Source organism: Pseudofrankia coriaricola, assembly GCF_001854805.1.
In the GTDB taxonomy this organism is placed as follows: Bacteria; Actinomycetota; Actinomycetes; order Frankiales; family Frankiaceae; genus Pseudofrankia.
The window spans coordinates 23,398-31,155 of record NZ_MBLO01000278.1; the positions used below are offsets into that span (position 1 = coordinate 23,398).

The 7,758-nt window shown below is 70.3% G+C and carries 8 protein-coding genes; 5 read left to right on the plus strand and 3 right to left on the minus strand.

Annotated features, from left to right (window positions below):
* Positions 1-69 precede the first annotated feature (69 nt).
* Positions 70-633, minus strand: a complete 564-nt coding sequence (locus BCD48_RS44310) for a nuclear transport factor 2 family protein (RefSeq protein WP_071054806.1) — start codon at positions 631-633, stop codon at positions 70-72.
* A 361-nt stretch (positions 634-994) separates the two neighbouring features.
* Between BCD48_RS44310 and BCD48_RS44315 the strand changes: the two genes are divergently transcribed.
* Positions 995-1,600: a TetR/AcrR family transcriptional regulator gene (locus tag BCD48_RS44315; protein ID WP_071054808.1), complete on the plus strand. Its 606-nt coding sequence runs from the start codon at positions 995-997 to the stop codon at positions 1,598-1,600.
* A 582-nt stretch (positions 1,601-2,182) separates the two neighbouring features.
* Positions 2,183-3,304 (plus strand): phosphotransferase, encoded by a 1,122-nt coding sequence (locus BCD48_RS44320; RefSeq protein ID WP_083420157.1) that lies wholly within the window; start codon positions 2,183-2,185, stop codon positions 3,302-3,304.
* 23 nt (positions 3,305-3,327) lie between these two features.
* On the opposite strand, the gene BCD48_RS44325 is transcribed toward BCD48_RS44320, so the two are convergent.
* Positions 3,328-3,939 (minus strand): TetR/AcrR family transcriptional regulator, encoded by a 612-nt coding sequence (locus BCD48_RS44325; protein WP_071054809.1) that lies wholly within the window; start codon positions 3,937-3,939, stop codon positions 3,328-3,330.
* Between the two features lie 82 nt (positions 3,940-4,021).
* On the opposite strand from BCD48_RS44325, the gene BCD48_RS44330 reads away from it, so the two are divergent.
* Positions 4,022-5,257, plus strand: a complete 1,236-nt coding sequence (locus BCD48_RS44330) for an alpha-amylase family protein (RefSeq protein WP_071054811.1) — start codon at positions 4,022-4,024, stop codon at positions 5,255-5,257.
* An 82-nt stretch (positions 5,258-5,339) separates the two neighbouring features.
* Here BCD48_RS44330 and BCD48_RS44335 read toward each other — a convergent pair whose 3' ends face one another.
* A complete protein-coding gene (locus BCD48_RS44335; protein ID WP_241842465.1) occupies positions 5,340-5,990 on the minus strand; it encodes an NAD(P)-dependent oxidoreductase in 651 nt (216 codons plus the stop codon).
* Between the two features lie 107 nt (positions 5,991-6,097).
* On the opposite strand from BCD48_RS44335, the gene BCD48_RS44340 reads away from it, so the two are divergent.
* Positions 6,098-6,487 carry a winged helix-turn-helix transcriptional regulator gene (locus BCD48_RS44340; protein WP_071054813.1) on the plus strand — a complete coding sequence of 130 codons (390 nt, stop codon included), beginning with the start codon at positions 6,098-6,100 and terminating at the stop codon, positions 6,485-6,487.
* A gap of 611 nt (positions 6,488-7,098) precedes the next feature.
* Positions 7,099-7,758: ABC transporter substrate-binding protein (locus BCD48_RS44345; protein ID WP_131804244.1), on the plus strand; the 660-nt coding region annotated here is incomplete at its 3' end.

A 7,758-nucleotide genomic window follows, 5' to 3' on the forward strand; every position in this document is an offset into this window, starting at 1 on the left:
GTTGCCGCGGCCGGCCACTCGGTTGGCGTCACCACGTGGGACACGCCGGGCATGAGCCGACCCGTCGCGTCACCAGCGTTGGGCCGGCTCGCTGTCGATGTTCAGCGGACGCTGGTAGGAGAGGTCGGTCTGGTCGCGGGTGCCCTTCAGGAACCCCTGGGATCTGAAGATCTTCGAGTTCACGAACGAGGAGTCGGTCATCCCGAGCCACTCCGCGGTGGAGCGGCGGACCACGATCTTCCACTCGCCGTCGCGGCGCTCCAGCCGGTCAAGATACCGGCCACCGAGCAGCGTCATCGTCTTGCCGTCCGGGCTGAGCAGCCCGCCCAGCACATAGCTCTCGGCATGCGCCACGTCGCCGTCGATCTCGCACGAGTGCGTCGTTATGTGGTGCAGGTGGGCCTGGGAGGCGGCGGCATGCGTCTTGTTGGCCCACTCGCCGTACTCGGGCCCGGGGTTCACGGCGAAGCCGTGCTCGTCGATGCCGTCCTCATGGAAGGTGCTGGTCATCAGTTCGACGTCGTGCCGGTCGTGCCCACGGGCGGCGCGCGCGATGCAGTCGAGGATCGCGGTCCGGTCCATCAGGTACGCGACCTTGCGGGTCAGCTCCTCGATCCGGTCATCGGCGCTCATCGTTCTCGGTGCCCCCTTGCTCGGTGGCAGGCGGCGGACGCCGCTCGCGGAAACTGTCGGATGTTCCGGACCCGCTCGAACTCCCCGCGCGCGCCAGGAACTTCCGCGCCGGGCGCTCGCCACCCCATCCGCTCGCGGAGTGGATGCCGCCCGCCAGCCGAGCGGTATCCGCCAGGCGCCAGGACCGCCGCCGGGCAGGCCCGGACCACGGTTCGGCTTGCCCCAGGCGACGCCGACGCGCCCTGAGGTCACGCCAGACGCACGCGGTACCCCCGGGCGCGCACCGTCGCTGAGACCCAGCCCACGCGTGTTGAACGAAAGTTCAGCACGGCGAGGTGGCGGCGTCAACCAAAATGGAGGCATGACCAGCCCACGCCGCACCGGCACCGAGAGCTCACAGACCCGCGCGATCCTGCTCAACGTCACCGAACGACTGATGCGGCAGGAGGGCTATGCCGCCGTGAGCTCGCGCAGCGTCGCCAAGGCGGCCGGCGTCACGCCGGCACTGATCCACTACTATTTCCCGACGCTGGACGACCTGTTCCTCGCGGTCTTCCGGCGCGGCGCCGAGAAGAACCTCGAGCGGCACGCACGCATCCTCGCCTCAGCCCAACCACTGCGTGCCCTGTGGGAGTTCAGCATCGAGCCCGCGAGCACCTCGCTGCTGACCGAGTTCATGGCGCTGGCCAACCACCGCAAGAGCATCCGGGACGAGATCGCCCAGTACTCGAGAAAGTTCCGCCGCCAGCAGGCCGAGCTCCTCGCGAGCCGGCTGTCGGACTACGGAATCAACCCCGACGAGGTCCCGCCCGCCGCGCTGCTCTTTCTCATCGGCGCGGTCTCCGGCAGCTTCGTGGCCGAGGACCAGCTCGGCCTCACCGACGGCCACGCGGAGACCCGCGACCTCGTGGAGCGACTGCTACGACGGTTCGAAGGCGCCTCGCCCGCCGCACACGACGGCTCCTGACACGCGGTCGCCGCTCCGCCGCGACCATACCCGCGCCGCACCCGAGTGTGCTAAACAAGCGGTCAGCACCGCTGACCGTCCGTTCAGTACACGAACGGCGCCTGGGTGGTGCCGACGCGCTGGGGAACAGCCGCGCGCAGCGCGGCCTCCGGGGCGGGGTGACGCTGACCGCCGACCCGGTCTCCTGTCGCGGCCGGCGCGCGCCACCCACATGGAGATCACGCCGACGGTAATCAAGTCAGCAAGTGCAGTGCGGCGTGATTACGGGCGAGATCCCTCAAGATCATGAATCTTGTGGCCGACTCGGTTGTTCTGTTGGCTATCGCGCTGGGTGCCGCCTGTTGGCCGCGAGCGGGAGCCCGCGATGCGGCGACCTTCTCGTCGAGCTGGGTGCGGCGTTGGAGCTGCCGGTGGGGGCGGAGCCAACTGCAGTGTTCGCCGAATTGCGCGGCGGCGCCGACCTTGGTTGCTGGTGTTCGACAACGCCGAGAACCCTGCAGCAGGCAGGCGGGGCCCACTCTTGTCTGGATCCTTACCCGGCTCCGAATTCCCGCGCCTGCCAGGCTCCGGCATGATGCGCAAGTGCTGAGCGTGCCGCGGGGCTGGTCGGACGTGACCCCGCAGTGGATGACGGCGGCTCTCGCCGCCTCGTGCCCCGGCGCCGCGGTCGTGGCGCTCGAGATCGACGACCTGGTCGACGGGACGAACAGCCGAGCCCGGGTGCGGCTGCGCTACGCGTCGGGCAGCGGCCCGGAGCGCGTGTTCGTCAAGCGGGAGGGCCGGATGCTCAACCGGCTCGCGTTGACCGCTCTGGGCGCCCGGGAGGCCGAGGCCCGCCTGGCCGGCTCCGGGCCGGACCTACCGCTGGAGCATCCCGCTTTCTACGCCGCCGCCGTCGACCGGCGCAGGCTGGCGACGGTGACCGTGATGGAGGACGTGACGCTGCGCGGAGCGCGGGCGAATGTCGCCACAGTCCCCCTGGGGGTCGACCAGGTGCGCGACGGCCTGCTCGGCCTGGCCAGGCTGCACGCGGCCTACTGGGAAGATCCGCTGCCGCGGCCGCTGGATTTCGTGCGCCCCTGGCGGCTCGGGCGGGTCTGGGCGCCGGTCTCATGGGCGAGCCTGGCACGGGCGCTGCGGCGGCTGCGGTCCGGCGGGCACGGCCGGCTGATCCCCGCCGGCGTCGACGCAGGTGTCGTCGAGCGGGGATTCCGCGGCTGGGCGACGCTGGCGGCGGCGCACCCGCGGACGTTGCTGCACGGCGACCCGCACCTGGCCAACACCTACACCCTGCCCGGAGGCGTCACGGGCTTCTACGACTGGCAGCTGGTCCGGGCCGGCAACTGGTCGCACGACGTCGGCTACTTCCTGGTCTCCTGCCTGGACACCGCCGACCGGCGTGACCACGAGCGTGATCTCCTCGGCGACTACCTGAATGAACTCGGCGGCCAGGGGGTACCCGGCCCGGGTCTCGACGAAGCCTGGGAGCTGTACCGCCAGACGCCGGTGTTCGGGCTCGGCACCTGGCTGCACACGCTGTCCGGTGGCGGCTTCCAGCCGACCGAGGCGTGCCTGGCGGTCATCGAGCGTTTCGCCACCGCACTCGCCGACCACAGTGGCGCGGTCACGCCACCGCGACGCCGGCCGCGCGTGCCGCTGCCCCGGCCCCGCACCCCTGGGTCCTGTCAGCCTGTCATTCGTTGATCGCGGCGATGGTGAAACAGATCCTATGCGGCCCAGTCGCCGAGGGCTCCTTCGAGCGCGCCGAGGGCGGCGTCGATGAGAGGCCATCGATCGTCGTCGGGGCAGCCCTTCTCAACCCAGTGCACGCAGGCGGAGTCTAGGAAACCGAAGTATCCCCACAAGGCGTATTCGTGCCGGCGGTCGGCGCGGGTGGCGAGGAGGCTGCCGAGTCGGCCGACGTAGTCGCGGCGTGCGTGACCGCGGATTCTAGCGGCGAGTGGGGGTTCGCTGCCGGGCCGCTGGAGTGGGAGCGCCCACGCTGCCGGGTGGTGGGCGATGTGGTCGAGGTAGACGACGGTCGCGGCCCGCACCCGGTCGCGTACGGGCACGCCGTCGGCAAGCGCGTTGAGGGCCTCGCTCTGCCGGGTGAGCAGGTCGTCGATGGCCAGCCGGACGATCTCGGCGTAGAGCTGGTCCTTGCCGGTGAAGTACTTGTACACCAGCGCCTCGGAGGCGTCCGCGCGCGCCGCGATCGCGGTCATCGTCGCCGCGGCGTAGCCGCTGCGGGCAAAGACCTCCGCGGCGGCGGCCAAGATCGCCTCGCGCCGAGACCGCGGGTCGAGGCGCTGCCGCGGCTGGCGGTCTCGGCGGCTCACAGCCCCACCGTACGCCTAGTGGGCTACACTCACTAAGACTAGTGAGGATGCCTCACTAGTCTTCGGGCGGAGGTAGCGGCACGTGAACTGGGTCGAGCACGCCATCTGGTGGCACGTCTATCCACTCGGATTCTGCGGCGCCCCCATCCGCGAGGACCGATCCACACCCGAACCGCGGCTGCGACGTCTGCTCGGCTGGCTCGACTACGCGATCGAACTCGGGACGTCCGGGCTTCTGCTCGGCCCGATCTTCACTGCCCAAACGCACGGCTACGACACGCTCGACCACCACGGCATCGACCCACGCCTGGGGACGTTGCAGGACTTCGAGGACCTCCTCGCCGCCTGCCGCACCCGGGGACTGCGCGTCCTGCTCGACGGCGTCTTCAGCCACGTCGGCCGGCACCACCCCGACCTGCGCCAAACCCTGCAGGAGGGCCCGGCCAGCCCGACCGGTCCGATGTTCGACATCGACTGGCAGGCCCCGGGCGGCCCACACCCCCGCGTGTTCGAAGGCCACGAGAGCCTGGTACGGCTCAACCACCGCAGCCCGCAGACCGTCGACTACGTGGCCGACGTGCTGACCGCATGGCTCGACCGCGGAATCGACGGCTGGCGCCTGGACGCCGCCTACTCCGTCGACCCCGCCTTCTGGGCACAGGTGCTCGCACGCGTGCGCCCCCGCCATCCCGACGCCTGGTGGTTCGCCGAGGTCATCCACGGCGACTACGCCGCCTTCAGCGCCAGCTCGCGCGTGGACTCGGTGACGCAGTACGAGCTGTGGAAGGCGATCTGGTCCAGCCTGCTCGACCGCAACTTCCACGAACTCGACTGGGCACTGCAACGGCACAACGGCTTCCTGCGCCACCTCACGCCACAGACCTTCATCGGCAACCACGACGTCACCCGCATCGCCACCACCATCGGCCCCGACGCAGCGCTGCTTGCCACGGCGATCCTGATGACCGTCGGCGGGATCCCCTCGGTGTACTACGGCGACGAACAGGCCTTCACCGCGGTCAAGGAAGACCGCGACGGCGGCGACGACGCCATCCGCCCCGCCTTCCCCGACACCCCAGCCCAGCTCGCCCCCTGGGGACTGCGCACCTACCGCGCTTACCAGGACCTCATCGGGCTCCGCCGGCGCCACCCCTGGCTAACCACCGCCACCACCGAGACCCTCCACCTAGAGAACACCCGCTACAGCTACCGAGCACGCGCCCGCGACCACACCGACTACCTCGACGTGCACCTGGACCTGCAGACCCACCCGGCCGTCACCATCGGCGACCACAACCATCCGCTCTGGCACGCGTGACACGTCGAGGTGCGTCCCGGCCCGGTTCAGCCCTCGCCGGGTAGCGGTAGCGGCCGGGGCAGAACGGCAGTCGATCTGTCCCCTACTGGACGCTGACGGTGGCGCGGTGGTGGCGCGGTTCCTCGATCTCGTCGAGCAGCGCGATCGCGAAGTCCGCGTATCCGATGCGGCTGGCCGGGTCGCCATGCTCGGCGATCCGGTACCGGCCGGTACGCGCCCCGTCATGGTCGAAATCCCCGGCGGGAGCGACATACGCCCAGTCGAGCTCGCTGGCCCGAAGCTCGTCGAGGCCCGCCAGGTGGCCGAGGGAGAAGGAACGGTACTCGTTCGGGTAGCCGGGCTCGTCCATCAACGCGGCGCCGGATGCCCCCGGCAGGACCGAGGAGAGGCCGACGACTACCAGGCGGCGCACCCCTGCCTTCGCCAGACCGGTGGCCAGCGCGCGAGACGACGCGGTGAAGAAGTCGTGTGCTGGCACGGACAGGTCCGCCGCGGCGCTGACGGCCGCGTCCTGTCCGGCCGCCGCACGCTCCACGCTCACCGCGTCCGTGACGTCACCAGCCACCACCCGGATGTCGGACGGCAGGTCGCGGTGGCGTGCGGGGTCGCGCACCACGGCGGTGACCTGGAGGCCGCGCCGACGTGCCTCGGCGACGGCCTGCCGTCCCGCACGCCCGCCCGCGCCGAACACCACAATGTCTATGCCAACCGCGTCTATGCCAACCGCGTTCACGGCAACCGCCTCTCCTTGGGCCGGTGCTGCCGCGCCGGCCGGTGCGCGGACGCTATCGGGGATGGCGGTTACCACGGGGATACCGGCTGTCTGGCTATCGTGAGGCCATGAGGGAGCCCCTGCGCGCCGACATGTTCGACGAGCTGTGCCCGTCATCGCTCAACCCGGTCCGCTTCGGTGACAAGTGGGCGGCGCTCATCATCCGCTGCCTCGAAGACGGGCCGCGCCGGTTCTCCGAGCTGCGCGTGCCGCTGAGCCGTGTCACTCCCAAGGTGCTTGCCCAGTCGCTGCGATCCCTCGAACGGGATGGTCTGCTCACCCGCACCGTCCTGGATGCCAGGGCCACTCTCCACGTCGAGTACGAGCTGACCGCGATGGGCCGCAGCATGTTGGAGCCGATGGCGGTCGCCTGCGCCTGGGTGGAGCTGCACTGGGACCAGCTCCTCGACGCCCGCGAGGCATACGACCGCGCCATCCGTTTCGACCGCGCCGGATGATGCGGCGGCAGCCATTGCCAAAGACGCGCGCCGCACAGGTCACCCGCTTCTTGCAAGCCCGCAGCCCCTCCTAGCCTCGGGCTTTCATGCGGGTGATCGTCTGGTGGGTGTGTCGGAAAGGCGCGCCGGCCGGCTCGCCCGCCACGCCCGCACCACCGTGATGCACCTGGCCGCCCACCACCCCTGGTGCCGCTCGCCCTCGAAGCGATCACCAGACTGCGCGCGCTGCCCGCCCCCGGATAGGCCGGGACCACGACCTCCCAGCCCACCGGCCAGGACAAACCCCGCCCCGGACGTGGACCGGGCGCTCACCCGCGCGACAGCGGGCCACCCCGCCACGGCCGCACCCGGCCCGGACGGCAGAACTCAACATCAACCAGGGTGGGACCTCAGCCCGCGATCACACCCGGCCACCCCGTGAAAGATCCGGGCCAATGCCGTAAGGACCTGATCGCAAGAAGATCTATGGCCAGGATCACCAGGCTTGGCTCGATGCGACACGCCGCTGGGGTCCCTCCGAACTTCGTCGCCAGCGGCGCGCTAACGTTGGGCCACCGAGAATGCCCGAGTTGTCGCTATTGGCATAGATCTTTGATGGGAGACGGCGCGTCATGATCCTTCGTCGCCTGCGCGCGCGGACCTCGACAGGGGCAATCGCGGCTGCGCTGGTCGCCCTCGCCGCCCTCGCCGCTTGTGACACGTCGTCAGACTCGGCCACCAATGGGGCAGGCGCCTGCTCGACGCAGGCGCCAGGCGTGACCGCCGCTTCCATCAAGATCGGCCTCATCTACCCCGACACCGGGGCCCCCGAGATCGCCTCCGCGTTCAAGGCGTCCCGCAGCGGCGTCGAGGCGCGCATCGACCTGCAGAACGCCCGTGGCGGCGTCAACGGCCGCGAGATCGACCTGGTGTGGGGCGACGACCAGTCCGACGCCGAGACCTTCTCCACGGTCGCGCACGACCTGGTCGACACCCAGCGGGCCTTCGGCCTGATCGCCACATCGATCGTCCTCGACAAGTCAGCCGGCTGGCTCGAGAAGGAGAACATCCCCGTCACCGGAACCGGGACGAGCGCCACCTGGAGCAACCACCCCAACCTTTTCCATGCCGGCAACCTGTTCAACACCGGCGGCACCTCCGTCTTCGGCGACTTCGTCAAGGCACAGGGCGGCAGCAAGGCGCTGGTCGTCGTCGACCCGAACGTCGCGGCATCCCGCAGCCTCGCGATGCAGTTCGTCCCCAGCCTGCAAAAACGCGGCATCCAGATCGTC